Origin of the sequence: Bacillus sp. AY3-1 (assembly GCF_008368785.1) — a bacterium.
In the GTDB taxonomy this organism is placed as follows: domain Bacteria; phylum Bacillota; class Bacilli; order Bacillales; family Bacillaceae_G; genus Bacillus_A; species Bacillus_A wiedmannii.
The window spans coordinates 26,020-49,168 of sequence record NZ_QORZ01000011.1; the positions used below are offsets into that span (position 1 = coordinate 26,020).

General features: G+C 35.1%; 28 protein-coding genes and 3 pseudogenes. 20 read left to right on the forward strand and 11 right to left on the reverse strand.

What is annotated here, in order from left to right; all coding sequences use genetic code 11:
• Positions 1-105: 105 nt before the first annotated feature.
• Both DN389_RS07425 and DN389_RS07430 read left to right on the forward strand, forming a co-directional pair.
• Positions 106-555 (forward strand): MarR family transcriptional regulator, encoded by a 450-nt coding sequence (locus DN389_RS07425; RefSeq protein WP_370512815.1) that lies wholly within the window; start codon positions 106-108, stop codon positions 553-555.
• A gap of 128 nt (positions 556-683) precedes the next feature.
• Positions 684-1,538, forward strand: coding sequence for a patatin-like phospholipase family protein (locus DN389_RS07430; protein WP_098190505.1), 855 nt, complete (start codon positions 684-686; stop codon positions 1,536-1,538).
• Positions 1,539-1,649: 111 nt separating this feature from the next.
• Here DN389_RS07430 and DN389_RS07435 read toward each other — a convergent pair whose 3' ends face one another.
• Positions 1,650-2,951: an NCS2 family permease gene (locus DN389_RS07435; RefSeq protein ID WP_088121330.1), complete on the reverse strand. Its 1,302-nt coding sequence runs from the start codon at positions 2,949-2,951 to the stop codon at positions 1,650-1,652.
• Between the two features lie 203 nt (positions 2,952-3,154).
• On the opposite strand from DN389_RS07435, the gene DN389_RS07440 reads away from it, so the two are divergent.
• From DN389_RS07440 to DN389_RS07450, 3 genes are all read left to right on the forward strand, one after another.
• Positions 3,155-4,021: an SDR family oxidoreductase gene (locus DN389_RS07440; RefSeq protein ID WP_098190506.1), complete on the forward strand. Its 867-nt coding sequence runs from the start codon at positions 3,155-3,157 to the stop codon at positions 4,019-4,021.
• 68 nt (positions 4,022-4,089) lie between these two features.
• Positions 4,090-4,854, forward strand: a complete 765-nt coding sequence (locus DN389_RS07445) for a L,D-transpeptidase (protein WP_046960268.1) — start codon at positions 4,090-4,092, stop codon at positions 4,852-4,854.
• Between the two features lie 102 nt (positions 4,855-4,956).
• On the forward strand, positions 4,957-5,208 hold the full coding sequence (locus DN389_RS07450; RefSeq protein ID WP_000834190.1) for a hypothetical protein: 252 nt from the start codon (positions 4,957-4,959) through the stop codon (positions 5,206-5,208).
• A 33-nt stretch (positions 5,209-5,241) separates the two neighbouring features.
• On the opposite strand, the gene DN389_RS07455 is transcribed toward DN389_RS07450, so the two are convergent.
• From DN389_RS07455 to DN389_RS07495, 9 genes are all read right to left on the reverse strand, one after another.
• Entirely contained in the window at positions 5,242-5,457 is a 216-nt protein-coding gene (locus DN389_RS07455; RefSeq protein WP_001115398.1) for a DUF1540 domain-containing protein, read from the reverse strand.
• Between the two features lie 72 nt (positions 5,458-5,529).
• Positions 5,530-5,982: a thioredoxin family protein gene (locus tag DN389_RS07460; protein ID WP_098190507.1), complete on the reverse strand. Its 453-nt coding sequence runs from the start codon at positions 5,980-5,982 to the stop codon at positions 5,530-5,532.
• A 12-nt stretch (positions 5,983-5,994) separates the two neighbouring features.
• Positions 5,995-6,414, reverse strand: coding sequence for a disulfide formation protein C (locus DN389_RS07465; RefSeq protein ID WP_000532270.1), 420 nt, complete (start codon positions 6,412-6,414; stop codon positions 5,995-5,997).
• A gap of 164 nt (positions 6,415-6,578) precedes the next feature.
• Positions 6,579-6,827: a YhdB family protein gene (locus tag DN389_RS07470; protein ID WP_001195461.1), complete on the reverse strand. Its 249-nt coding sequence runs from the start codon at positions 6,825-6,827 to the stop codon at positions 6,579-6,581.
• Positions 6,828-6,947: 120 nt separating this feature from the next.
• The gene (locus DN389_RS07475; protein ID WP_000761012.1) at positions 6,948-7,457 is read right to left on the reverse strand and encodes a PCYCGC domain-containing protein; all 510 of its coding nucleotides are present in this window, start codon (positions 7,455-7,457) and stop codon (positions 6,948-6,950) included.
• 45 nt (positions 7,458-7,502) lie between these two features.
• Positions 7,503-8,612 (reverse strand): GerAB/ArcD/ProY family transporter, encoded by a 1,110-nt coding sequence (locus DN389_RS07480; protein ID WP_098802942.1) that lies wholly within the window; start codon positions 8,610-8,612, stop codon positions 7,503-7,505.
• Positions 8,613-8,628: 16 nt separating this feature from the next.
• Positions 8,629-9,711, reverse strand: a complete 1,083-nt coding sequence (locus DN389_RS07485; RefSeq protein WP_098802941.1) for a Ger(x)C family spore germination protein — start codon at positions 9,709-9,711, stop codon at positions 8,629-8,631.
• Positions 9,708-11,225 carry a spore germination protein gene (locus DN389_RS07490; protein ID WP_149236978.1) on the reverse strand — a complete coding sequence of 506 codons (1,518 nt, stop codon included), beginning with the start codon at positions 11,223-11,225 and terminating at the stop codon, positions 9,708-9,710. The genes DN389_RS07485 and DN389_RS07490 overlap by 4 nt, the downstream gene beginning before the upstream one ends.
• A gap of 125 nt (positions 11,226-11,350) precedes the next feature.
• Entirely contained in the window at positions 11,351-11,947 is a 597-nt protein-coding gene (locus tag DN389_RS07495; RefSeq protein ID WP_060487582.1) for a hypothetical protein, read from the reverse strand.
• Positions 11,948-12,185: 238 nt separating this feature from the next.
• On the opposite strand from DN389_RS07495, the gene DN389_RS07500 reads away from it, so the two are divergent.
• The 5 genes and pseudogenes from DN389_RS07500 (at position 12,186) to DN389_RS07520 (ending at position 15,560) form a co-directional block, all read left to right on the forward strand.
• Positions 12,186-12,746 carry a nitroreductase family protein gene (locus tag DN389_RS07500; RefSeq protein ID WP_000214808.1) on the forward strand — a complete coding sequence of 187 codons (561 nt, stop codon included), beginning with the start codon at positions 12,186-12,188 and terminating at the stop codon, positions 12,744-12,746.
• A gap of 114 nt (positions 12,747-12,860) precedes the next feature.
• A complete protein-coding gene (gene spoVR, locus DN389_RS07505; RefSeq protein WP_001202728.1) occupies positions 12,861-14,276 on the forward strand; it encodes a stage V sporulation protein SpoVR in 1,416 nt (471 codons plus the stop codon).
• 108 nt (positions 14,277-14,384) lie between these two features.
• A pseudogene (locus DN389_RS07510) lies at positions 14,385-14,654 on the forward strand (neutral/alkaline non-lysosomal ceramidase N-terminal domain-containing protein); the annotation flags it as partial.
• A gap of 241 nt (positions 14,655-14,895) precedes the next feature.
• Positions 14,896-15,168, forward strand: a pseudogene (locus tag DN389_RS07515) (trypsin-like serine peptidase); the annotation flags it as partial.
• A 5-nt stretch (positions 15,169-15,173) separates the two neighbouring features.
• Positions 15,174-15,560, forward strand: coding sequence for a DUF2606 family protein (locus DN389_RS07520; RefSeq protein WP_098190512.1), 387 nt, complete (start codon positions 15,174-15,176; stop codon positions 15,558-15,560).
• Between the two features lie 62 nt (positions 15,561-15,622).
• On the opposite strand, the gene DN389_RS07525 is transcribed toward DN389_RS07520, so the two are convergent.
• Entirely contained in the window at positions 15,623-16,093 is a 471-nt protein-coding gene (locus DN389_RS07525) for a MarR family winged helix-turn-helix transcriptional regulator (RefSeq protein ID WP_046960273.1), read from the reverse strand.
• A 146-nt stretch (positions 16,094-16,239) separates the two neighbouring features.
• On the opposite strand from DN389_RS07525, the gene DN389_RS07530 reads away from it, so the two are divergent.
• The 10 genes and pseudogenes from DN389_RS07530 (at position 16,240) to DN389_RS07575 (ending at position 23,147) form a co-directional block, all read left to right on the forward strand.
• On the forward strand, positions 16,240-16,824 hold the full coding sequence (locus tag DN389_RS07530) for a DUF3238 domain-containing protein (RefSeq protein WP_149236979.1): 585 nt from the start codon (positions 16,240-16,242) through the stop codon (positions 16,822-16,824).
• Positions 16,825-16,958: 134 nt separating this feature from the next.
• Positions 16,959-17,543, forward strand: coding sequence for a DUF3238 domain-containing protein (locus tag DN389_RS07535; RefSeq protein ID WP_098190514.1), 585 nt, complete (start codon positions 16,959-16,961; stop codon positions 17,541-17,543).
• A gap of 208 nt (positions 17,544-17,751) precedes the next feature.
• Positions 17,752-19,416, forward strand: coding sequence for a CoA-disulfide reductase (gene cdr / locus DN389_RS07540; RefSeq protein WP_098190515.1), 1,665 nt, complete (start codon positions 17,752-17,754; stop codon positions 19,414-19,416).
• Between the two features lie 137 nt (positions 19,417-19,553).
• Positions 19,554-19,817 carry a metal-sensitive transcriptional regulator gene (locus tag DN389_RS07545; protein ID WP_000456206.1) on the forward strand — a complete coding sequence of 88 codons (264 nt, stop codon included), beginning with the start codon at positions 19,554-19,556 and terminating at the stop codon, positions 19,815-19,817.
• An 88-nt stretch (positions 19,818-19,905) separates the two neighbouring features.
• Positions 19,906-20,467: pseudogene (locus DN389_RS07550) on the forward strand (sulfurtransferase TusA family protein).
• A gap of 38 nt (positions 20,468-20,505) precedes the next feature.
• A complete protein-coding gene (locus DN389_RS07555) occupies positions 20,506-21,636 on the forward strand; it encodes an MBL fold metallo-hydrolase (protein WP_149236980.1) in 1,131 nt (376 codons plus the stop codon).
• Between the two features lie 27 nt (positions 21,637-21,663).
• Positions 21,664-21,894, forward strand: coding sequence for a sulfurtransferase TusA family protein (locus tag DN389_RS07560; RefSeq protein ID WP_002006967.1), 231 nt, complete (start codon positions 21,664-21,666; stop codon positions 21,892-21,894).
• Positions 21,895-21,924: 30 nt separating this feature from the next.
• Complete coding sequence (locus DN389_RS07565) at positions 21,925-22,284, forward strand: rhodanese-like domain-containing protein (protein WP_149236981.1); 360 nt, start codon at positions 21,925-21,927, stop codon at positions 22,282-22,284.
• Positions 22,285-22,298: 14 nt separating this feature from the next.
• Positions 22,299-22,595, forward strand: coding sequence for a rhodanese-like domain-containing protein (locus DN389_RS07570; RefSeq protein WP_000661815.1), 297 nt, complete (start codon positions 22,299-22,301; stop codon positions 22,593-22,595).
• A 72-nt stretch (positions 22,596-22,667) separates the two neighbouring features.
• Positions 22,668-23,147 carry a DsrE/DsrF/DrsH-like family protein gene (locus DN389_RS07575; RefSeq protein WP_000437728.1) on the forward strand — a complete coding sequence of 160 codons (480 nt, stop codon included), beginning with the start codon at positions 22,668-22,670 and terminating at the stop codon, positions 23,145-23,147.
• Positions 23,148-23,149 lie beyond the last annotated feature (2 nt).

Consider the following 23,149-nt stretch of genomic DNA (forward strand, 5'->3'; position numbering starts at 1 on the left):
TTAACATAATTTTCTCACTTGTAAATATGAAAAAATGATTTTAAAATGGTATATAGTTAAATTGTTTCTTTGGAAACCTAGGGGGCGAACGGATTGGAACGTACAATGAAACAAGTGGAAATACTTTCGGACATTCGTACACTTTTGCATAAAAAAGAAGAACATTTGAAAGGGCAAAATGAGAAGTTTCTTCGTGAAACAGGTATAAGTGGTATGTCTTTATCTGAACTACATGTGATCGAGTGTATCGGAAAAAATGCTCTGATGAATGTAACTGCTATTACGACAGAAATGGGGATGACAAAGGGTGCAATCTCTAAAATTTGTACAAAGTTGTTTCAAAAGCAATTCGTTGAGAAGATGCAAATGTTAGATAATCAAAAAGAAATTTTCTTTCGCTTAACAGAAAGCGGAAATGAAATATATAAAGCTCATGATAAATTGCATAAACAAGCTGAAGAAAAGTGGCTGCTACTGTTAGATGGATATACGAAAGAAGAGCAAGATTTTATTCAAAGGTTTATAAAGGATGTCTCCAAACATTTTGAAATATAATTGGAAGAAAAAACTCCTTTATTTCAAGCCTTTTGAATATAATTTCTAAAAAAACTCATATATAATAGAGAAAGATACTTAACATAGTGAATATTTAAAGAGTCAATATATAAAGAGGAGAGAATAACATGCTTGAAAATACGGGATTAGTATTAGAAGGCGGCGGTATGCGTGGTGTATATACGGGCGGGATATTAGAATACTTTATGGAACAAGATTTATATTTTCCATATGTAATCGGTGTATCAGCTGGTGCTTGTCATGCAGCGTCGTATCTTTCCAGACAAAGAAATAGAAATAAAACGGTCAATATTGATTATGCATCACACCCACAATATTTATCATATAAAAACTTATGGAGAAAACGTCAGCTATTTGATATGGATTTCATTTTTCATGAGATTCCAGAAAAGCATGTACCGTTTGATTTTGAAACATACTTTAATAGCCCAGAGCGTTTCCTTGTAGGGACGACGGATTGTGAAACAGGAAGGTCTATTTATTTTGAAAAAGAAGGAACGAATGATGATGCACTAAATTTATTACAAGCATCTAGTTCATTACCTTTCATTGCACCAGTAGTAAATTACCGAGGTAAGCAATTGTTAGATGGCGGGATTTCTGATCCGATTCCAGTTCGTAAAGCACAGGAAGATGGGTTTAAAAAATCAGTCGTTATCTTGACGAGAAACCATGGTTATGCGAAGAAAAAATCAAAATTTGGCTGGATTGCATCGAAAGCTTATAAAAAATATCCGAAACTTGTTAACACGATGTTGAATCGTTATGAAGTATATAATGAAACACTTCACTACATTGAAAAAGAAGAGCAAGCTGGGAACTTATTTGTTATTCGTCCAGAAGTGCCGCTTCAAGTAGATCGTATGGAAAAAGATACAGCAAAACTACAAAATTTATATGAGCAAGGCTATGAAGATGCAAAGAGACAATTTGTAGATTTACAGGCGTTCTTGCAACAATAATAATTAGGCTGTGGAGAAGACTTTCGTATGATTGTTGCAAAAGGAAAGTAGAGCATCGAATTCGATGCTCTACTTTTTTATTTATGAAAAAATCCCTCTTTATGAGGGATTTTAATGTGGTAAGAAAATTAATTGATAAGCGAACAAGATTCCGAATACATACACAAGTGGGTGAACAGCACGGAATTTACCTTTTGCCACTTTCATAAGTGGGTATGAAATAAATCCAAGTGCGATACCTGTTGCGATACTTGATGTAAGTGGCATGCTTAAGATTACTAAGAATGCTGGGAATGCTTCATCAAATGCGTCCCAATCGATGTGGCGAACTGAACCCATCATAAGACTACCAACGATAATTAATGATGGTGCAGTAATAGCTGATACACCAGAAACGGCACTTACTAATGGTCCGAAGAATGCTGCTAGTGCGAATAGAACAGCTACTGTAACAGTTGTTAACCCAGTACGACCACCAGCTGCAACACCAGCAGATGATTCGATGTAAGCTGTTGATGGTGTTGTTCCGAACATAGAACCGATTGTTGCTGAGAATGAGTCAGATAGAAGAGCTCGTCCAGCTTTTGGAAGTTTTCCGTCTTTCATAAATCCACCTTGTTGAGCTACACCAAGTAATGTACCTGTTGTATCGAATAATGTAACAAGGAAGAATGAAAATACAACGCCGTATAATCCGTAGTTAATTACATCAGATACAGCAGTAATTGGATTTGAAACGATAATTCCTTCTGGTAATCCCGGCATTGATGTAACACCGTTTGAGAACGATAATTGTCCTGTGAAGTAAGCGATAATACCAGTTAATAGCATGCCGATAAATAGTGCACCATTTACATTTAAAGACATAAGGACAATTGTAATTCCAAGTCCAGCTAATGCTAGTAATACTGGAGCGGAGTGAAGATCACCAAGTCCAACTAAGTTTGCATCGTTTTTTGTAACGATACCTGTCAAACGTAAACCGATAAAGGCGATGAAAAGACCGATACCAGCAGTAATTGCATGCTTTAAGTTTTCAGGAATTGCTTCCATTAATTTTGTACGGAAAGATGTGAATGATAACAAAATTAAAATCATACCTGCCACGAATACAGCAGAGAATGCAATTGCGAAAGTCATGCCTTCATGAGCTTTTACAACAGAGTAAGAGAAGTAAGCATTTAATCCCATACCTGGTGCAATTGCGATTGGTAAGTTTGTAAAGATCGCCATAAATAATGTTCCGACAACAGCAGCGATAATTGTTGCTGTAAATGCTTGTTCAAATGGAACTCCTGCATCCCCAAGGATGACAGGGTTTACGACAATGATATATGCCATTGTTAAGAAGGTAATAATACCTGCCATAATTTCAGTTTTAATAGAAGTTTTATGTTTTGAAAGGTTAAACATATAAACATCCTTTCTGTTTACGAATAATTTTCACAACAGTTATATATAATATTCGTTTTTTAACTATTTTGCAATAGTTTTGCATAAAAAGTTTACAACAATTCATATTTTGTGTCTTAAATTCGAATATTAATCGTAAAACGACGTGTGAATTTCAGTTTTTATTGTGCGCATATTATAAGGAAAAGGAGTTGAAAGAAGATATGCCACAGCAAAAAAACTTTGTAACAATGCCAGCCCAACATCAAAATAAACAGCCCGGTGTTGAATCATTAATGAATCCACTTCCCCAGTTTGAAGATGCAAATTATAAAGGAAGCGAAAAGTTAAAAGGAAAGAATGTATTAATTACAGGAGGGGATAGTGGGATTGGACGAGCTGTTTCCATCGCTTTTGCGAAAGAGGGAGCGAATATTGCGATTGCGTATTTAGATGAAGATGGAGATGCAAATGAGACGAAACAACATGTTGAGAAAGAAGGGGTAAAGTGTGTATTGTTGCCGGGTGATTTAAGTAATGAACAACATTGTAAAGATATTGTAGAAGAGACCGTCCGGCAGCTAGGTAGTTTACATGTTTTAGTAAATAATGTCGCGCAGCAATATCCACAGCAAGGGCTAGAGTATATTACAGCAGAACAGCTAGAAAAGACGTTTCGTATTAATATTTTTTCTTATTTTCACGTTACGAAAGCAGCACTTTCTCATTTAAAGCAAGGCGATGTCATTATAAACACGGCGTCTATCGTTGCATATGAAGGAAATGAAACGTTAATTGATTACTCGGCAACGAAAGGAGCAATCGTAGCTTTTACAAGATCACTTTCTCAGTCGTTAGTGCAAAGAGGAATTCGTGTAAATGGTGTTGCGCCGGGACCAATTTGGACACCACTTATCCCGTCAAGCTTTGATGAGAAGAAAGTCTCTCAGTTTGGAAGCAATGTCCCGATGCAAAGACCTGGTCAACCATATGAATTAGCGCCAGCATACGTATACTTAGCGTCTGGCGATTCATCCTATGTTACCGGACAAATGATACATGTAAATGGGGGCGTTATTGTAAATGGATAGTTTTCATTTATAAGAGCAAAGTAAAGCTAATTCCACTTATTATATTGAGCGCTAGGGGAGGGATATAGATGAAAAAATTATGTTTCGTCATACTATTATTTTTCATCCTACCGGTTAGTGCTTTTGCTGATACAGATCATCTAATATTAGTGAATCTTACGACAAACCAATTATCTTTTTTTGAAAATGGAAATTATACAAAGACATTCCCCGTAACAACTGGAAGAGACCGTACACCTACGCCTGAAGGTAGTTTTTGTATTATAACTAAATTTAAAAATAAAGAATATCATCGAAAAAAAATAGCTGGGGGTGCACCGAATAATCCTCTCGGTACGCGTTGGTTAGGTTTGGATAAAAAGGAGTACGCGATTCATGGAACAAATCGGGAATGGACGATTGGAAGCCGAGAATCGAATGGCTGTATTCGCATGCATGACAGGGATATACAATGGTTATATGACCGAGTCCAATTGCAAACAAAAGTGATCATTTCTCGCTTTCATACGAGCCCCGAATATGAAGCGAATAAGCTTGGTTACCGCGTTGTGAGCTGGAATGGTCGTAAAGTAGAAGAAGAGCAAATTGGCATGCTTACGTTAGTAGACCGTGCCGATATATATTGGCAAGAACCAAATGGGCAGTTAACAAAAGTGAAAACGGTATTGCCAAACGAAAGATATCCAGTGTATTCAAAACGAAAAGATGGAATATATTATATAGGAAACAATTTGTATATTGTGGATGAAACAGGAGAAAAAATTCGTTATGAGCAAATTCCTTCTTCGGTTTTAAGTAATATATATAAACGGAAATATAATGTTCCGTTATAGGCTACCGTATTATAGACGGTAGCTTATTTCTACTTCGAGTTTAACTGCAACTATTGTATTTTGCTGAATATAATACAGTACAGATAGGGGGACGGTTACATTATGAAAAGTGAATTTGCTTTTAAAATTTTCTTAGTAACGACCTGTTTATTCATCGTGTATTTGTATGCGTTTCTCGTTTTTTCTTTTTATGTTCCATATGTTGATTTAATATTGTTCTTCGGATTTATTTGGGCATTTGTGAAAGCAAGAGAAGGAGAGAAGAGTATATATCGGCGCATTACCTTATGTGGGACAGTTGTTCTCGTTATTTTGTACTTTTTTATCATGCATGATTTTTGGAGAGGAATGTAAAAAAGCATACGAGTACTCGTATGCTTTTTTTGTTTAATATTTTGGCTTAAATGTATGACAACAAGTCTCTACACTCGTTGTTACAGAACTTTCTAGCGTCTCGTTTGTTAAAACCGCGCTTGTATATGAATCATTTGTATCCGAACCAGTTTCTTGTGCATCTGGTTGAACAATGATTGCACTAGCTTGACAAAAGTTACCTTGTCCCCAAAATGAGCAATTGGAAACAGAGCATTTCACTTCTGGCATAAAACCCCCTCCTTATACATTAGTTTGGGACTTTACGCCCATTTCATGTGTAGAAGGAGTTTCCTTTTCTCGTTATTTCTTCGTTTGCTCAAGCCATTCTTTTAATTTGTCTTTCGGCTGTTCACCACTAATACGGCTTACTTCTTTGCCATCTTTAAAGTGAATGATTGTTGGAGTTCCTTTAATTTTATATTCATCCCAAGGAACATCTAGTTTTTCAATATCCATAACTTTCATATCGACGTTCAAATCTTTAGCCATTGGTACTACGACAGGAGATAGCTTTTGACAATGAACGCAAGATGTTTGATAAAAGTATACTGTTTCTTCTTTTTTCTCTTTTAAATTCTTTTGAAGATCTGAAAGAGAGATTTTATTTGTGTAGTAGTCAGGGCCATTGGTCTTACTATCAGTAGGATTATCAATTTTTTGACTAGTAGCATTTTTTTCTTCTATTTGTGTGACAGCGAAAATTGCTACAAACAAGGCGATAATAATACCACCAAATATAAGCATTTTTTTCATTTGTTCATCTCCTTATTTGTTTTTTATTACAATAAAACTACAAACAGCGATTGTAATAAAGCCGATAAGTGCTAAAAACGGGATTGTAATAAAACCAAACCAGTTTATGAATTCTCCGGTGCAAGGTACACGGCCGCAAGCTGCCCCAGCTGCTGAAAATGCAGCGACTTTTTGAATTGCATAGTGATATAAAGAAATACAAGCACCAATACTTGCAATTGGTAAAGAATAACTTGCGATGCGATAATCTTTCTTTGCTACAGCGATACCAAGCCATAAAACGAATGGATACATAATAATACGTTGATACCAACAAAGTACACAAGGCTCAAATTTCATGATTTCGGAAAAATAAAGACTTCCTAGTGTAGCGATAAAAGAAGCTCCCCATGCGGTAAGTAAAGCATATTCTTGCTTTTTTTCTCGTCCCATATTTTATACCTCTCTTATAATAGTTACATACTAAATTATAGTATGAAGTGGCACAGAAAAGAAAGAAAAAATATGTTTATCAATAAAAGTTTTATAAGGAAAAACTTTTATTGATATCGATATTTAAAAAAGCGCCATTCTCCTGAAGAGAATAGCGCTATATTTTACATTTGAATTTGCTCTACTTCTTCTATATGTGACTTTTGGGATGCGTGGTCAATATATTGAAATAGGAGCTGCAATTGTTTATCAACTTCTGGCATTTCTTTACTGTATTGATAAGCGTGTAAAAAATGTTCAATACGCTTAGAAAATAGTTGATCGTTCGTTTGAACCATAAGAACGAGTAATTTATCCCAATTACAGCTATATGTGTAATAGAGAGCTTTGTCATAGTCGTTATATGTTTGCACTGTGTACCCTCCTTACTGAGGAGTTATATATAGTGTGTGACAAGTAAGGAGAAATACACTTGAAAGAATTTGTTAAGAAAAAAAGTGAATGAAACGAAAAAACGAGGTGTATCCTCGTTTTTAAGCTTTTGGCATTGGCGTAGGTGTTGGTTTTCCATATCCTTCTTTATACTTATTGTCAATATAGTTGCGAATTTCCAGCGTTGATTTTCCTTTTTGTTTCATCGAAGCAGATTCAACTGCGATTTCTAGGCAATTGACGCAAGTCGTTGCATGGGAATCCCAAACAACTTCACCATTCTTTTTAATTTCACGAATAAAGCAATTTTTATTATTTTTATGTCCTACACTCTCACCGCAACCGCAGTAACATGGAATCCAATCTAATAGCTCTGCATTTTGCCCAGCGACAGTGTAGATATCTTTCATTTGTGGATCAAGCTTGTCTAGGAAGGTAGGAAGTGTGTCGACTCCTTTTGTTTTTTCTTGAATGTCAGCTTGTTGAGTATGCGATGCGTGGTCATGCTCTTCTTTTGATTCAGGTGATTTTTTTTCATTTGTACTAGTAGCTCCGCAACCAGCAAGAATTAAACTCAGTACTGCAAGTAAAGAAAATACATATTTCTTCATACGCTTGTCCCCTTTACAAATGTATTAATCAAATTGTATCAGAGATTATGGTGTATCGGTTGAAGATTTTTTCGACTGATTTTTGAAATGCCATCGTAGTGAATGGAATAAAAATAAAATCGGGATATAAGCGTATACAATATATAAGCCAGCCTGAGACAGCACGGTATTTAATACATTGATACTTTCTCGGTTTGTGAAAAATAAGGAAGCTGTAAAGACCATGAAAATAAAAAATGGTAATGTGAATGTAAAGGGAATATGGAATGAACGCTTCATCGTTTGACATGATGACCAAATGGTTAAACAAAGGTTTGGCAAAATAATTAAAAACCAAACGAAAATAATAATATATTCAAAGCGTTGAATGAAAGGGACTTTAATGATTTTTAACATTGTTAAAGTAGGCCAAATCGTGTGATTTAATTGGCCCTCGCTATAATACATAAAAGATACGATGGCTAAAACTACATAAATTAAGGTACTAAAAGCAATACCTGCATGAGCCCATCTTTTTAAGGATTTTCCTTTTTCAATAAATGGATAGAAGATTAAGATTGTCTCAAAACCAAGAAACTCTAACGCAGAGTGTTTTGCAGATATAAGCATGTCAAAAGGTGAATGTGTAAACATAGGTAAAATATTGCGGAAATGTGCATATTTCATTGGATAAATTAAAAAGAATACAACGAAAATAGGAAGAACGACTCCCCAAAAACATATTCCCGTCACAGAGCGAAATCCTCCCTTTATAATATAGTAAGTCACTAATAAAAACATAAAGGTTAGTTTCCATAACTTAATGGTAGGGAAAATCCAAACTTGTATTACTTCCATATATGTACGAAGAACAGTAAGGCAAAATAATAAGCAATAAAGAGTAAAAATTACAGAAAATATAGAACCGATCCATTTTCCAAAGCTCGTTGTATGAATGCTAATTAAATCGCCATCTTTTTCTAACATTTTTAGCATGCAAAACAGTACAATATGAGTTGCAATACCTGCTATGATTAGAGATATCCAAGCGTCATAACCAGCATTTTTTAAAATTACCCGTTGATATCCTAGAATTCCTATTCCAATTTGAAGAGAATGTAACAAAACAAATGCAAAATATGGAGAGACAGTCTTTGTTTTATTCATTGTATGCATTGCTTATTTCACCTCACTATTCTCCAATTCCAGATTGTACAATGTTAATATCTAAATTTATATCCACAGCTATATTCGGGTACATATTTCGAATTTGGTTTATATTCCATTTTCTCGTATGGCTTCTAATTTCATCGCGTATTCCTAAAGGATCAATTCTCTTTTGTTGAAATTGTTTTATTAATTCTTCACAATCTTGTTCAACGTTTCGTTCAATTTGTTTTTTTATATAATTGATATTTGTTTTTTTTCTTAAATCAATCCAATTAGGGGAGTTTTTAATTAATCCATTTAGTTTTAAATGGATTTTTACTTTTGGTATGTCACCAGTTTGATCAATATCATACTTGCTTTCCCCAGCTAAGTTTTGTATGACAACCATACCTTTATGTTTGTTCTTCTTTATCGCTGCTTCGTAACGTCCATTTTTCGTAGGGTTAATAAGTAATTTTGCTAAAACAGAATGTCTTTTATCTGTATACATAACGACTTTATCACCTTTTAAAAAAGCAAGTCCTTTGACAGCCACGGAATGATTATCGTCCATTTTAATATAAGGAACATACGCATCACATACAGAAGAGTAGTAATTATATAAAAAAATGTTTAATGTGGTTTGTGGAATGTTCTCGTTTCGTATATTTTGTTCAAGTAAATCAGCAATGTATAACGAACCATTTTTTTTTCCATAATTTAAAAGCTCTTCAGCCGATCCATCTACAATTGCTAGTTGTACATCACGCCCGATATTTGGGTCACGTTGTAAGTTAGTAATAATTTCCCCCATTCCTTGTTCTCCTAGATCTTTTCCAAATAGAACGACACGCATTTGACCTACAACAACATTGTGGGGGGATTTTGCATTTAATCGTGAAGCGATTGTTTCAAGTGAGCGGGCAGATGTTGATTGAGTTTCTGGTTTCGATTTCACACCATGTGTATACTCTGGAAATAAGATCGTTCCTTGGAATCTTTTGTTTTTTGTGATGTCAAATCCAGCAATATGAATAATACGCTGTGTATCCACTATATACGTTTGTGTACAGCCAGTTTGTAGAACAAAAAGGGTTATAATAAGGAACAATAAGAGTTTTTTCATTCATTATCACCATCACGTTTTTGCTTCGCTTTGTTCGGATTATAGCGCCATTTAGATTTTGGTCTAAGGAAAGAAGGCCTTTGTGCAGCTTGGCTAAACGGTAAACGGAAAAAACCTTCCGCTGTACCTAAACCACGAAATGGGTATAAAGGTAATAAATAAGGTGATCCAAGTGATTTTAATTTAATTAAATGAGCTAAAATAAACACAAACCCGACAATAAGACCTAATCCACCAAATGCACCAGCTAAAAGAATAAGCGGAAATCGTAACAACCGAATAGTAGAAGACATTTTTACAGTCGGCGTTGTGAAAGATGCAAGAGCGGATAAAGCAACTGCAATTAGTAAGATGGTGCTCGTTAAAGCAGCCTCAACTGATGCTTGCCCAATTACAATTCCGCCAACAATACCAATTGTTTGTCCGACTTTCGTCGGTAAACGTGCTCCCGCTTCACGAAGCAATTCGATTGTAATCTCTAGAAAGAGTGCTTCTAGAATAGGCGGGAAAGGTACGTTCGCTCTCGAGAAAATAATAGGTCCTAGTAAATCAGCAGGAATCATTTGATAATGATATGTTAAAGCCGCTGTATAAATAGCGGAGGAAAAAAGAGAAAATATAGCTCCGAAAAAACGGATAACGCGAAAGAACGATCCAATCATCCACGGTAAATAATAATCTTCTGGTGAAATGAAAAAATCTAGTAACGTTGTCGGTCCTAATAAAGCATATGGAGAGCCATCTGTTAAAATTAAAACTTCCCCGTTAATTAATGCAAATACTGCTCGATCTAATCGTTCTGTAGGTAATAGGACAGGGAATGGGGAATTGCTATTATCACTAATAAATTGCTCAATCATAGTCGAATCAAATGGAACATCAAAGTCAATGTCTTCTAGTCGTTGTATTGCAGTGTTGATAAATTGTTCATTTGTAACCCCTTCAATATAAGCAACTGCTACTTTTGTTTTTGACATAGATCCAACGATAACTTCTTTGAAAATGAGTTGCTCCGTTACAATATTTCGGCGCAATAAGTGTATATTTGTATCAAGGTTTTCAACGAAACCGATTTTAGGTCCAATTACGCTATACTCATTTTCGGTATCGTTATATAATCGTGTTCCTAAAACAGTACTTTCGGCACGAATTAAAGCATATTGATCGGGATTCGAATTGCTTTTTAAGCGTACTAAAATATATCCACCTAATAATTTCTCACGAATATCATCAATAGAGGGAGAGGTAATAATATCTTCAATGGAGACAATATTACATAAGTCAGAGATATTTTGAATATGTTCTGATTCCTTTTTCATAGGAGTTAAAATAAACTGTTTAATAATAATTGCTTCCACGACAGATTTATAATAAAACAAGCATAACCTTTCATCTTCAAGTACGTTATAAGAGACAAAATCGCTAGATTCTTTCATGGTTTTTATAAATTCTGGAATAGAACAAATTGTTTTTGTATTAGTCTTTTTGGATTTCTTAGATGATAAACCGAACATTTTCTCACCCCTAACATATATCATTTACTTGTGTTAGTTTTTGGGAAAGACGGGAATTTATACTTGAAAATTGAAAGTTCATAGAGAAAAGGAAGAGGAGTGAATACCTCTTCCTTTTTGGCGTATTAATTTGTTTTCTTTTCTTTAATAGACTTTACTAATTTAATCATTTCAGCTCGTATATCTTCTTTTTTTACATTTAATTTTTCTGCAATTTGTTTAATATCCATTCCGTCTTTTTTCATTTTTAGTACATCATCAAGAGGAGTGTTACTTTTTTGAGAGATGATTGTTAATACCGTGAGCTGACGTAATCCGATATTATAATCTTTCATTTTTTGTTTTAGTCCGTCTGGTGTAGATTTTTGCATATTTGCTAATTCTTGCAGTAGTGCTTTTTTTGTTTCTTTATTCATATGATGCTTTTTCAACTTACTTGGATCTACACCGAAATGCTCGGCTGTTGTTTCCCAAGATTTATTTTGTTTATAGTAAGCTAAAACATCTTTCATTTCTTTTTTACTCATTTTTGCAATGTGGGCAGCTTTCCAAATTTCATGTTTGTTATAGCCGAGTTTTTCGAGCGACTGCATTTCTTCTTCTGAAATTGGTTTATGATGATGGAATGTTACTTCTTTTGGCGTGGCAGCGGAAGCAGGGAAGGTAGATATCCCGCATAATAATGCTGCCATAGTCATACTTACTACGATTTTTTTGTACATGTAAATTCCTCCTAGATAGATAATGTGGAAAACTGTACACATATCATTTCCATAAAATGTGAAAAACTTGTGAACAAGCTAAGTTTTTTTATTCACAGTATAAAATGACGTTTTTGGAAGTTTTCCAACATAAAACATTGATTAATAGTAAAAAACTAGGGTATAATCGAAATTGAAAATCAATATCAATAACAAACGTATACATATAGATGAAAATAAGGGAGAGAAAAATATGACTATGACTACATATACTTCCATCGCAAATGTGATTAAAGAAAGACGCTCTGTACGTACATTCACAGATAAAGCTGTAGATAAAGAGTTATTAATTGAACTATTAAACGACGCAACGTGGGCACCGAATCATAAACACCGTGAACCATGGAATTGTAAATTATACATTGGAGAAGGCCGCAAAAAATTAGTAGATGCAGTATTAAACTCTTTCACAGAAGAAGAAAGAGCGAAACGCGGCAAAATTTTATCAGATCGTTTCTTAAGCACGCCGGCACAAATTGTTGTTTATATTAATGAAGATCCACGTCAAATTCAACGCGACGAAGATTACGCTGCAACATGTGCATTTATGCAAAACTTCCAACTGCTTGCTTGGGAACGTGGCTTAGGTTGCGTTTGGAAATCAGGCGGATTAAACTACAATCCATTATTTATAGAAGGACTTGGTTTAACAAGAGGTCAACGCATCGTTGGAATTCTTCACCTTGGCTATTTCGATAAAGCACCAGAAGGAAAAGCTCGTACGCCGATTACTGAGAAGATGGAGATTATTGAAGGTTAATAGATGAGACATTCTCGTTTTTATGAGGATGTCTTTTTATTATGCAATCAATCCTCATGAAAGCTTGTTCCTCATCATACACTTTCTTAAGGGAAAGTGTAAGGAGGGAAAATAATGAGAGCAAGTGAAGATAAAGCGCTGCAATATGCGATTGCGGAAATTACGGAAATTGCGACTGGATTTGGGCTTGATTTTTATCCGATGCGTTATGAAGTATGTCCAGCGGAAATTATTTATACATTTGGTGCATATGGGATGCCGACGAGGTTTTCGCATTGGAGTTTTGGAAAGCAATTTTTCAGAATGAAATTACAATACGATTTAGGACTTAGTAAAATTTATGAACTCGTTATTAACTCTAATCCATGTTACGCCTTTTTATTAGATACGAATTCTTTAATTCAAAATAAATTAATCGTGGCGCACGTTTTAGCGCACTGTGATTTCTTCAAAAATAATATTCGTTTCTCTAATACGAAACGCGATATGGTGGAGAGTATGGCAGCGACAGCAGATCGTGTGAAGGCGTATGAACATAAGTATGGAAGAGAAGAGGTAGAAACGTTCTTGGATGCAGTACTTGCCATTCAAGAACATATTGATCCATCGCTTATGCGTCCGAAACTTGCTTGGAGTATTGGAGATTTAGAAGAGGATGTAGAAAAGAAAAAGATATCACAGTACGATGATTTATGGAATTTAGATGATCGAAACAAAAAGAGGGAACGACCTAATATGCATAAAAAGAAGAAAATCCCACCGCAGCCAGAAAAAGATTTACTCCTCTTTATTGAAGAATATAGCCGTGAGCTAGAAGAGTGGCAGCGCGACATATTAACGATGATGCGCGAGGAAATGTTATATTTCTGGCCACAGCTTGAAACGAAGATTATGAATGAAGGCTGGGCTTCCTTCTGGCATCAACGCATACTCCGTGAAATGGACTTAACATCTTCTGAAGCGATTGAATTCGCAAAGCTTAATGCAGGTGTAGTTCAACCATCAAAAACAAGCATTAACCCATACTACCTCGGTATTAAAATGTTTGAAGATATAGAGGAGCGCTACAACAACCCGACAGAAGAAATGAAACGACGCGGTGTAAAACCCGGATCTGGTCGAGACAAAATCTTTGAAGTACGCGAAATTGAGTGGGACGTATCGTTCTTAAGAAACTACTTAAATAAAGACCTCGTAATGAGAGAAGATATGTACTTATTCCAGCGCCAAGGAAAAGAATATAAAGTAATAGATAAAGAGTGGGAACATGTACGTGATCAGCTCGTAAATATGCGTACAAATGGTGGCTTCCCGTACTTAGTAGTAGAAGATGGTGACTACTTAAAGAACGGAGAATTATACATTAAACATAGTTACGAAGGGATCGAGCTTGATTTAAAATACTTAGAAAAGGTATTACCATATCTTCATCAGCTGTGGGGAAGAACGGTGCATATGGAGTCTATTGTGGAAAGTAAGGGTGTAGTATTTTCTTATGATGGGAAGATGGTACATCGGAAGTATGTGTGATGAAAAGAACGGACATAGAATGCTATGTTCGTTCTTTTTTATTTGGAACAAGGCCAAATATGCTATTCTTGAAAAAAGGGAGTTACATAGAGAAATGGAGAGATTCAAATGAGCAGAATAGGGGTATGTAAGGTGGATATTACGCCGCCTGTAGGTATTGATTTTGTCGGATACCATAGAGAGACAGGAATAAACAATATTGAAGAGCGTATGTATGGGACAGTTTTTGTATTTGAAAAAGATGAAATGAAAACTGTGTTTATAAGTATTGATAATATTGGAATGTTAGTAGAAGATACGAATATGATTCGTGAACGAGTAGCAAGTAGGGTTCATGTGCCATTTGAGCAAATAACAGTTGTTTATACTCATACGCATTTTTGAACGCAGAGTAAAGAATATGAATTATTGTTTGAGTTTGTTAAGTCAATGTAATTAATAATATTATTAATTACATTTATAATTAGAGTAAAGAATATGAATTATTGTTTGAGTTTGTTAAGTCAATGTAATTAATAATGATAATCATTATTAATTACATTGACTTCTAAAAAAAGAAAAACTAGAATTTATAAAGGGATCTTCAATTGTTCGCTATCATTTGTATAGGAGGTAAGTTATGTTGGATAGCTTTATTTCTATAAAATGTAGGTTGGCTCGTTATAGTCTTGGTGTTCTTGTTATCTTTTTTTGTATAGTATTTTTGGTGAATCAGAAGGTGTATGCAGAAGATGTACCGTGGACATCAGTTTCAAATGAGGGAGAACGTGTACTTTTTCAAGAACAATCTTTGTATAGTAATGATCGAAGGGGAGAAGATCTTGTTTCACCTTCATTTGAAGGGCGTAAACATGGTGGGGAAGATTGGGAGTCTTTTCGGAAATCGAATAACAGACAATGTGTTTAATAATCTTAAAAAATGCTCTGAATAAATATAGTAAGCTTATATGGATTTTATGTTGTGTATTGGTCATAATCATAATATTTAGTTTTATAGCAAATAATGAAAAGATGTTTAGTAAGGTTGTTAATTATGTAACCTTTTACGTGAATAATAAAGAAAAACAGCCGGTAAAAGATTTTGAAATTATACTTATGAAAGATGCATCACCTGAGCCCAGTAAAGAAATTGGGATTTCCATAGGGAGAACGGATGAAGAAGGAAAAGTTATTTGGAGGAATGTGAGGAAGGGAAATTATATCATATTTTTGCCAAATGGTGAGAAGCAAATAGTTAGGGTCAATGATAGAGATGAAACGAGAGTAATAAATATATTATTGTAGAAAACGAATCCATTTTGAAAAAGAATAATCAAAATGGATTTGTTTTTATATGGAGTTTTTGTTTACCAGACAGGTCGTATATTTGATGATAATTTCTCTGTATTTTCTTTAGTAACGAATGTTGTTAAATCTTCTTTTAGCATTTGCATTCGTTCTGTACCTATATTTTCAATCCATCGCTGCTCTATTTCAGCTACTATTTCTTCTTTTGCTTTCATTACTGCTAAACCACGTTCGGTTAAAACAATGATTTTACCCCTTTTATCAGTAGGGTGTGTTTTACGTGTAACGTAGCCACTATTCTCAAGAGAATCCACCATTTTACTTATAGCTTGTTTGGAAATCCCTAAATATTCAGCTAGCTCTATACCAGTTGCTCCATTAGGAAGGATGCGTTTGAACATAAAACCATGTGCTGGTCTAATATCTTCAAATCCCAATTCACTTAATCTGTCATGTAGCTCAGTAATTAATGTACTAAAGGATAATGATAAAAGTGAAGTAAGATCTAACTCGTTAAATGTTTGATTCATGTATATAACCTCCGCGCTTGTAGTCAATTAAGTTGACTATATATAATACTTATTGTACTATACACAATATAGTCAATCAAATTGACTATATTGTGTTGGTAGAACAAATAATGATTTATATAATATAGAATCAATGGAGGTTTCATATGGTCAATATCGTAAAAGTTAGAGGGAGTGTCTTTGCACCATATGCATCGCTGGAACCTATTAAGGATCCTGCAACAGGAAGAGTGTTTGAATATGCTGGAGATGCACGTGAGTTTACACCATACGCTGTGAACACAAAGCGTTCAAGATTAGAACAAGAAGTGAATATTGATTTTTATAAAAGAGAAATTTTCACATGTGCAGATGCTTGTATCGTCACAGTGAAGATTACAAATCCAGATGGATCAACTGAGTATCAAAAAGGAGAAACAAGTACAGAAAACATTGTATGTACTAATATCGTATGGGGCGAGGATGAAGTTTCCTTTAAAATGAGAGCAAGTGCAAGTAATCCGTTAAATGCGGCAGCACCTGCAGCTGATTATTTGTTGGCTATACGAGTTAATAAAAATGGTACTGTGCATGTTGAAGGTGTACATGATGGTTTCCCTTGCTATGAATTTTATAAACAAGTAGATTTTGGTTCGTTTGAATTAATATATACACATGATTTTAGAGAAACAAATGATACTCCAGCAGCACTAGCTGGAGAGATGGAATATAACTTTAAAATGACAGTCTAAATGTAAATATAGCACTATTTTTTAGAAGGAAGTAGAAAAGTAAAAGAGAAATCTATTGGTTTTAGGATTGAAATTATGGTTTGTTTTATTTAATAGTATTCAGTATCTAAAATAAAATTATAGAGGTGTTTCTTATGACTAATATCGTAAAAATTAGAGCCAGTGTCTTTATTCCAATTTCTTGGACAGAAGCTAAGAAGGATATGGAAACAGGAAAAATAATTCAATTCGAAGGTGATTCGCGTGAATTTACACCACATGCGGTAAATACGATGCGCTCTAGAGTTGAGCAAGAGGTAGTAATTGATTTCTATAAAGAAGAAGTGTTTTCATATGCGAACACGGGTATTACGACCGAGAAGGTTACAAGTCCAGATGGTTCTGTGAGTAAAAGAACAGGGAAAGCAAGTACAGAAAATATTGTGTGTACTAATATCACATGGAATTCTGACGGTGTGCAATTCAAAATGAGTGCGAGTGCAAGTAATCCATTAAATGTATATGCACCTCCTGTGGATTATGTATTAAATGTATGTGTGAAAAAGGACGGCAGTATTGATGTTCAAGGAGAGCATGATGGTTTCCCTTGTTTTGAATTTTATAAGCAAGTAGATTTCGGTTCATTTGAAAAAATATATACACATGATTTTAGAGAAACTGGTGATACAGCGGCAGCGCTAGGCGGGAACATGGATTATAGTTTTACAAAGAGATTATAGGAAGTATGGCAATGGAACGATGGGTTGCTTCATTTGTAAAGAACTTGGAGATGTCTAAGTTCTTTTTTATTTGTTTCGAATTTGTGAAAGAAAGACATATTGATTGAAATTAAATTTTTTATACTCTATCATATACCCACAAGGGTATATGGTTTGTATATGTGATACATGAGGGAATTCAATAATAAATAATATGGAGGTTTGAAATATGTCTAGAAAAATTGTAGTAGTAGGTGGAGTTGCCGGCGGGGCATCAGTAGCTGCAAGGCTTCGTCGTTTAAGCGAAGAAGATGAAATTATTATGGTGGAGCGTGGTGAATATATTTCATTTGCAAATTGTGGCTTACCATACTATATTGGCGGTGTCATTACAGAAAGACAAAAGTTATTAGTACAAACTGTTGAAAGGATGTCAAAGCGTTTTAATTTAGATATACGTGTATTGAGTGAAGTGGTAAAGATAAATAAAGAAGAGAAAACAATTACGATAAAGAATGTAACTACAAATGAAACATATAACGAGGAATATGATATTTTAATTCTTTCACCAGGGGCAAAACCAATCGTTCCACCTATTCCAGGTATTGAAGAAGCGAAGGCGATGTTTACGTTACGAAATGTACCTGATACAGATCGCATTAAAGCGTATATTGATGAGAAGAAACCACGTCATGCGACGGTTGTTGGTGGTGGATTTATTGGAGTTGAAATGGTTGAAAACTTAAGAGAACGAGGAATTGATGTTACTCTTGTAGAGATGGCAAATCAAGTAATGCCACCAATTGATTATGAAATGGCAGCATATGTGCATGAGCATATGAAAAAGCACAATGTTGAGCTTGTTTTAGAAGATGGTGTAGATGCATTAGAAGAGCACGGGACTGTTGTACGTTTAAAAAGTGGTTCAATCACAAAGACAGATATGATTATTTTAGCAATTGGTGTGCAACCAGAGAGCAGTTTAGCGAAGGATGCAGGGTTAGCACTAGGAGTTAGAAGAACGATAAAGGTAGATGAGAGTTTTCAAACGTCGGACCCGCACATATATGCAATTGGTGATGCGATTGAAGTAAAGGATTTTGTTACAGAAACAGAAACGATGATTCCGTTAGCGTGGCCAGCTAATCGTCAAGGTCGCATGTTAGCAGATATTATTCATGGCCATACAGATTCGTTATATAAAGGTACGATGGGAACTTCTGTAGCTAAAGTTTTTGATTTAACAGTTGCTGCGACGGGAGTAAATGAGAAAATATTAAAACGATTAAATATACCCTATGAGGTAGTACATGTACAGGCGAATTCACATGCCGGATATTATCCGAATGCGACGCCAGTGTTAATAAAATTAATTTTTAATAAAGAAAGCGGAAAAATGTATGGGGCGCAGGCGTTAGGGCGTGATGGTGTAGATAAGCGTATTGATGTTATTGCAACGGCAATAAAAGCAAATTTAACTGTAATTGATTTGCCTGATTTAGAATTATCATACGCACCGCCTTATTCTTCTGCAAAAGACCCAGTAAACATGGTGGGGTATGCGGCAAGTAATATAGTAGATGGTTTTGTGGACACAGTACAATGGCATGAGGTAGATCGTATTGTTGAAAATGGTGGATATCTTATTGATGTTCGAGAGCCTAATGAACTCAAACAAGGAATGATTAAAGGTTCTATTAATATCCCCTTAGATGAGTTACGTGATCGATTGGATGAAGTACCGGTAGATAAAGAAATATATATTACCTGTCAACTTGGTATGAGAGGTTATGTCGCAGCGCGCATGTTAATGGAAAAAGGATATAAGGTAAAGAATGTAGATGGTGGCTTTAAATTGTATGGGACAGTATTACCAGAACGTGTTGCGTATTAATACATAAGCTTTCACTTTTTGTTTTGTGAACATATAAGATAAACATTAAAAATAGGGGTTTACAAAATACCCTATAGGGTATAATATATTGTCATAGGTTATAAATAGTGACATAATGGTAATGAGGTGATTATAGAATGGAATATAATCAAGATATGAAAAATAGATTGAAACGTATTGAAGGTCAGGTTCGTGGTGTGCTTCGTATGATGGAAGAAGGAAAAGATTGCCGAGAGGTTATTACACAGTTAACGGCATCTCGTTCTGCACTTGATCGTACAATTGGACTTGTTGTGGGAACGAATTTAGAGCAATGTTTGCGTGAGCAGTTTGAAAGCGGTAATGGTTCAAATGAAGAGTTAATTAAAGAAGCTGTTCAATTACTTGTAAAAAGCCGATAATCTGTCAGACATAATTGTTGACAGATTTTCAAAAACATTTTAATATACCCCTACAGGTATATGTATATAAATTATGGAGGAATCGACTATGAGTATAAAAGTGGATATGAATCTAGATTGTAAAGGTTTGGCTTGTCCGATGCCGATTGTAAAGACGAAGAAGGCGATGGAAGGATTGACGTCAGGGCAAGTGATTGAAGTTCAGGCAACAGATAAAGGGTCTACTGTAGATATACAAAGTTGGGCGAGTAAAGTAGGTCATCAATATATCGGGACGAAACAAGAAGGTGATGTATTGATGCATTACGTTAGAAAAGCAAATGAGCATGAAATGAATGAAATAGTGAAATATCCTCATACAATTACGAATTCGGAATTGTATGAGGATATTATTAAGTGGTGAAGAGTGTATTATAGTAGATGTTCGTGAAGCGGCGGAATTCGCTTTTGGTCATATTCCATCGGCTGTTTCCGTGCCGTTAGGAGAATTAGACAGTGCAGCGTTAGATCAGAAGAAGCAAATTTATGTTGTTTGCCGAACTGGTAACCGTAGTGATGTAGCTTGCAACATGTTGAAAGAGAAAGGTTATGCAAATGTGAAAAATGTCATTCCAGGCATGTTAGAGTGGCAAGGCAATGTGGAAAAATAAAATTTTTTAAATAAAAATATACCTATGGGGGTAATGAGATGAACGCTAAACCGTTACAAGCAAAAGATGTTGCAGAGAAAGTTTTATTCGGAGAGTTATTTATTTTAGATGTTCGTAATGAGGCGGATTATGAAGATTGGAAAATTGAAGGAAAAGAAGTTACTTCAATGAATGTGCCGTACTTTGATTTATTAGAGGGTGTAGATCATATTGTCAGTGAACTACCTAAAGATAAAGATGTTTTAGTAGTATGTGCAAAAGAAGGGTCTTCTATATTTGTAGCAGAGCAATTAACAGAGGCTGGATTAGAAAATATTTACTATTTATCTGGTGGTATGAAGGCTTGGAGTGAATATGTAAAGCCTATAAAAGTGGGAGATTTAAAAGATGGCGGAAGTATGTATCAGTTTAACCGTCTTGGAAAAGGTTGCTTATCATATATGGTTATTTCAAACGGTGAAGCAGCAGTTATTGATGCAGTAAGAACAGTTGAAGCGTACGAAGAGTTTGCGAAAGAGCATGGCGTTACGATTACGAATGTAATGGATACACATTTACATGCAGACCATATTTCTGGCGGACGTAAGTTAGCAGAAAAAGTAGGTGGTACGTATTGGTTGCCGCCAAAAGATGCGGAGGAAGTTGTGTTCTCATATAAACCACTTGTTGAAGGATCTGTTATTACGGTGGGGGGTACTAAAATTGAAATTGACGCATTATACTCACCGGGGCATACGATTGGAAGTACGTCATTTATTGTAGATGATTCCTATTTATTATCAGGCGATATTTTATTTGTAGATTCAATTGGGCGTCCAGATCTTGCTGGAAAGGCTGAAGATTGGGTAAGTGATTTACGTAATACTTTATATAGCCGATATAAAGAGCTATCTCAAAGTTTAATTGTGTTACCAGCTCATTATTCAAAAATAAGTGAAATGGATGAGAATGGTGTTGTGAGCGCAAAGTTAAAAGATTTATTTGCGTATAATGCAGGACTAAATATTGAGGATGAGGGAGAGTTTCGTAAAGTTGTAACGGAGAATTTACCACCTCAGCCGAATGCTTACGAAGAAATTCGTCAAACGAATATGGGGAAGATTCATCCGAGTGTAGATGAAGAGCGTGAAATGGAAATTGGTCCAAATCGTTGTGCAGTTCATGAATAATAAAATAAATAAAAAATGGAGGAATAGATGATGAATGTAAAACAAGTATTAGATGCGACAGGTTTAGCATGTCCGATGCCGATTGTAAGAACGAAAAAAGCGATGGATACTTTACAAACTGGAGAAGTGTTAGAAGTACATGTAACGGATAAAGGGTCAGTTAAGGATATTCCAGCGTGGGCAAATAAAGGTGGTCATGACATCGTAAAGCATGTTGAAGAAGCTGATGTGCTGAAGTTTTGGATTAAGAAGGCGTAGTAGTTTTATAAATGTAGAGAGGTTGGTTATATGAATACAATATTAAGTACGCTCTTCATTGTACTTGCTGCAGGATTTGTTATTTCACGTTTTTTACCGGTAAAAGGTGTTCAAAATATAAGTGGGAAAGAATTAAAGAGTATAGCAGGAAAAAAGGGAAAACAATTTATCGATGTTCGCACAGTAGGTGAATATAGAGGAAATCATATGAAAGGATTTCAGAATATCCCATTAAATGAGTTAGCTAGTAAAGCAAATCAATTAGATAAAAATAAGGAAGTAATCGTTATTTGTCAGAGCGGGATGAGAAGTAAGCAAGCAGCAAAGGTATTAAAGAAATTAGGGTTTCAGCACGTTATCAATGTTTCGAGTGGTATGAATGGTTTGTAAGGAGGGAATTTATAATGAAAGAAATGACAGTAAAAGAATTAGAAGAAAAATTGTTACGTAAAGAGGCAGTAAATATCGTAGATGTACGTGAAGTAGAAGAAGTCGCCGATGGGAAAATTCCAGAAGCAAGTAACATTCCACTAGGACTATTAGAATTTCGTATGCATGAGTTGGATAAAAAGAAAGAGTATATTATCGTTTGTCGCTCTGGTGGGAGAAGTGCAAGAGCAGTTCAGTTTTTAGAGAGCTACGGTTTTCAAGCAATCAATATGGTAGGTGGTATGTTAGCGTGGGAAGGGAAAGTCGTATAGTACAGAGATAAATGATTTGAGCCTTTTTATAAATAATAAAATACCCCTATAGGTAATTGGAGGGAGCACAACATGGAACAACAGAAGAAAACAACAATCGTTTTATTTAGCGGAGATTATGATAAAGCGATGGCTGCTTATATTATTGCAAATGGTGCAGCGGCGTATGATCAAGAGGTAACTATTTTTCATACTTTTTGGGGATTAAATGCTTTAAGGAAAGATGAGCATGTGAAGGTGAAGAAAACTTTCATAGAAAAAGTATTTGGAAAAATGATGCCACGTGGTGCAGATAAGATGGGATTATCAAAAATGAATTTTGCCGGTATGGGACCAAAGATGATTAAAGGTATTATGAAAAAACATAATGCGATGCCTTTACCAGATTTAATCGATTTGGCGAAAGAACAGGGGATTAAACTTGTAGCTTGTCAAATGACAGTAGATTTATTAGGGTTAAAAGAGGAAGAGATTATGGAAGGGGTAGAGTTTGCAGGAGTAGGAGCTTATTTAGCAGATGCTTCGGATGGGAATGTAAACTTATTCATTTAATT

Bases quoted from the DNA above. Each gene is read 5' to 3' on its own strand.
- DN389_RS07525 (WP_046960273.1), bottom strand. From the start codon at position 16,093: ATGAATCAAACATTTAACGAGTTAGATCTTACTTCACTTTTATCATTA.
- DN389_RS07480 (WP_098802942.1), bottom strand. From the start codon at position 8,612: ATGCATACAATGAATAAAACAAAGACTGTCTCTCCATATTTTGCATTT.
- DN389_RS07465 (WP_000532270.1), bottom strand. From the start codon at position 6,414: ATGGGACGAGAAAAAAAGCAAGAATATGCTTTACTTACCGCATGGGGA.
- DN389_RS07450 (WP_000834190.1), top strand. From the start codon at position 4,957: ATGAAAAGTGAATTTGCTTTTAAAATTTTCTTAGTAACGACCTGTTTA.
- DN389_RS07565 (WP_149236981.1), top strand. From the start codon at position 21,925: ATGAATACAATATTAAGTACGCTCTTCATTGTACTTGCTGCAGGATTT.
- DN389_RS07575 (WP_000437728.1), top strand. From the start codon at position 22,668: ATGGAACAACAGAAGAAAACAACAATCGTTTTATTTAGCGGAGATTAT.
- DN389_RS07530 (WP_149236979.1), top strand. From the start codon at position 16,240: ATGGTCAATATCGTAAAAGTTAGAGGGAGTGTCTTTGCACCATATGCA.
- DN389_RS07555 (WP_149236980.1), top strand. From the start codon at position 20,506: ATGAACGCTAAACCGTTACAAGCAAAAGATGTTGCAGAGAAAGTTTTA.
- DN389_RS07460 (WP_098190507.1), bottom strand. From the start codon at position 5,982: ATGAAAAAAATGCTTATATTTGGTGGTATTATTATCGCCTTGTTTGTA.
- DN389_RS07440 (WP_098190506.1), top strand. From the start codon at position 3,155: ATGCCACAGCAAAAAAACTTTGTAACAATGCCAGCCCAACATCAAAAT.
- DN389_RS07455 (WP_001115398.1), bottom strand. From the start codon at position 5,457: ATGCCAGAAGTGAAATGCTCTGTTTCCAATTGCTCATTTTGGGGACAA.
- DN389_RS07500 (WP_000214808.1), top strand. From the start codon at position 12,186: ATGACTACATATACTTCCATCGCAAATGTGATTAAAGAAAGACGCTCT.
- cdr (WP_098190515.1), top strand. From the start codon at position 17,752: ATGTCTAGAAAAATTGTAGTAGTAGGTGGAGTTGCCGGCGGGGCATCA.
- DN389_RS07520 (WP_098190512.1), top strand. From the start codon at position 15,174: ATGTGTTTAATAATCTTAAAAAATGCTCTGAATAAATATAGTAAGCTT.
- DN389_RS07535 (WP_098190514.1), top strand. From the start codon at position 16,959: ATGACTAATATCGTAAAAATTAGAGCCAGTGTCTTTATTCCAATTTCT.
- spoVR (WP_001202728.1), top strand. From the start codon at position 12,861: ATGAGAGCAAGTGAAGATAAAGCGCTGCAATATGCGATTGCGGAAATT.
- DN389_RS07545 (WP_000456206.1), top strand. From the start codon at position 19,554: ATGGAATATAATCAAGATATGAAAAATAGATTGAAACGTATTGAAGGT.
- DN389_RS07490 (WP_149236978.1), bottom strand. From the start codon at position 11,225: ATGTTCGGTTTATCATCTAAGAAATCCAAAAAGACTAATACAAAAACA.
- DN389_RS07445 (WP_046960268.1), top strand. From the start codon at position 4,090: ATGAAAAAATTATGTTTCGTCATACTATTATTTTTCATCCTACCGGTT.
- DN389_RS07495 (WP_060487582.1), bottom strand. From the start codon at position 11,947: ATGTACAAAAAAATCGTAGTAAGTATGACTATGGCAGCATTATTATGC.
- DN389_RS07425 (WP_370512815.1), top strand. From the start codon at position 106: ATGAAACAAGTGGAAATACTTTCGGACATTCGTACACTTTTGCATAAA.
- DN389_RS07485 (WP_098802941.1), bottom strand. From the start codon at position 9,711: ATGAAAAAACTCTTATTGTTCCTTATTATAACCCTTTTTGTTCTACAA.
- DN389_RS07430 (WP_098190505.1), top strand. From the start codon at position 684: ATGCTTGAAAATACGGGATTAGTATTAGAAGGCGGCGGTATGCGTGGT.
- DN389_RS07560 (WP_002006967.1), top strand. From the start codon at position 21,664: ATGATGAATGTAAAACAAGTATTAGATGCGACAGGTTTAGCATGTCCG.
- DN389_RS07475 (WP_000761012.1), bottom strand. From the start codon at position 7,457: ATGAAGAAATATGTATTTTCTTTACTTGCAGTACTGAGTTTAATTCTT.
- DN389_RS07570 (WP_000661815.1), top strand. From the start codon at position 22,299: ATGAAAGAAATGACAGTAAAAGAATTAGAAGAAAAATTGTTACGTAAA.
- DN389_RS07435 (WP_088121330.1), bottom strand. From the start codon at position 2,951: ATGTTTAACCTTTCAAAACATAAAACTTCTATTAAAACTGAAATTATG.